Source organism: Candidatus Obscuribacterales bacterium (genome assembly GCA_036703605.1).
GTDB lineage: Bacteria > Cyanobacteriota > Cyanobacteriia > RECH01 > RECH01 > RECH01.
In genome coordinates this window covers 1-1,598 of the sequence record DATNRH010000140.1, presented here as the reverse complement: position 1 = coordinate 1,598, position 1,598 = coordinate 1, and the positions used below count along the sequence as shown (strand labels likewise).

1 protein-coding gene is annotated in these 1,598 nt (G+C 52.5%); it reads left to right on the top strand.

Annotated features, from left to right (window positions below; genetic code table 11):
• Positions 1-89 precede the first annotated feature (89 nt).
• Positions 90-1,598 (top strand): zinc metalloprotease HtpX (locus V6D20_02870; protein ID HEY9814736.1); only part of this gene is annotated, 1,509 nt, incomplete at its 3' end.

The following is a 1,598-nucleotide window of genomic DNA, read 5'->3' as shown; positions in this document are numbered from 1 at the left end:
GTATAACCAGGGCCTAGTTTTGTGCCTATCTCAACACTGGCACATGCATCACCCATAACACACACCTATAAACAGCAGGAGAGATGAATATGTCTGTTCCCTCTGAGGAGAAAATGCCTCCCATGCCCAAAGCAGGGCGTGCCGATGTGGGAGGGGTTGCGATCGCCATGAAGGGGATTGGGGGAAGCCTGGCCACGGCATCCCTGATCACCATGAGTCTACTTTTTGGTATGGTTTTCGTGCTGCTGCTAGGACTCGTCTTCATTATGGAGTCTGAGAATCCTGGACTGGGGTTAGCGATCGCCCTAGGGTTAACTGTGGTCTTTAATGTCGGCGTCTTTTTTCTATCGCCGTTCCTCATGGATCTTACCCAACGCTGGCTCTACGGCACCCGCTGGATATCCCTGGATGATCTCCGTCGCCAGAGTCCTGAGGCAGCTCAGATTGTTGAGCAAGTCTGTCAAAAACATCAGCTTAAGCAACCGCGATTGGGCATCATTGATGACCAAAATCCCACCGCATTTACCTATGGTTCCTTGCCTAATACGGCTCGGTTAGTGGTCAGTCAAGGATTATTTACCTATCTCGACGATGAAGAAGTCGCCACGGTCTATGCCCATGAACTAGGACACATTGTCCACTGGGACTTTGCCCTGATGACCCTGGCTGCTACCCTGATTCAGATCATGTATTTGATCTATGTGTTTGGGCAGCGCATGGGACGAGGGGGTGGTGACAACAAAGCTAAAGATGCAGCCCAGAGTCTTGCCTTAGCTGCCTATGTTTTCTACATAGTAGGCACCTATCTCATTCTCTATCTATCTAGAACTAGAGAATATTTTGCCGATCACTTTGCGGCTGAAGTGACAGGTAATCCTAATGCTCTCTCCCGCGCCTTGGTGAAAATTGCCTATGGCATTGTGGAAGAGGGGCAACGGGATAAGGAACCCAGCCGGTTGATGGAGGGTACCCGCGCCCTTGGTATCTATGACGCCAAGTCTGCCAATTCTACCGGCACGGCCTACCGAGTGGCCGCCAGTCCCGAACGGGTAGGACGAGTCTTTCTCTGGGATTTGTTTAACCCTTGGGGTTGGTGGATGGAGCTTAATTCTACCCATCCACTCACAGGTAAGCGCGTACGAGCCCTGAGCACCTATGCCGAACAACTGGGGCTCACCATTGAGTTTGATATGGGTCGGGTGGTGCAGGAAGGCAAACGCTTGAGCAAACAGAAGCTCTACGGTAATTTTGCCTTAGACGTGGCTCTCTATGCAGCCGAAATCCTGGGGCTCACCCTCGGACTAGGTTTAGGACTGATCTTCATCCCCATGGACTGGGGCTTCTTGATGGGAGCACTGGTAGGCTTAGGTGCCGGTATCTTAGTGAAGCGATCGGTGATGTTCCCCGACTTCAACCAAGCGCCCCCAAGCGATGTCTTGACGCTGATGTCCAATCCCTATGCCAGTCCACTGCGGGGGCAGCCGGTGAAACTAGACGGCAAGCTCATTGGCCGTGGGCAGGCGGGGTATACCTTCGGGTCGGATCTCAAGCTGCAAGACAGTACAGGAATGCTCTTCCTGCGCTACTCATCTCGGTTT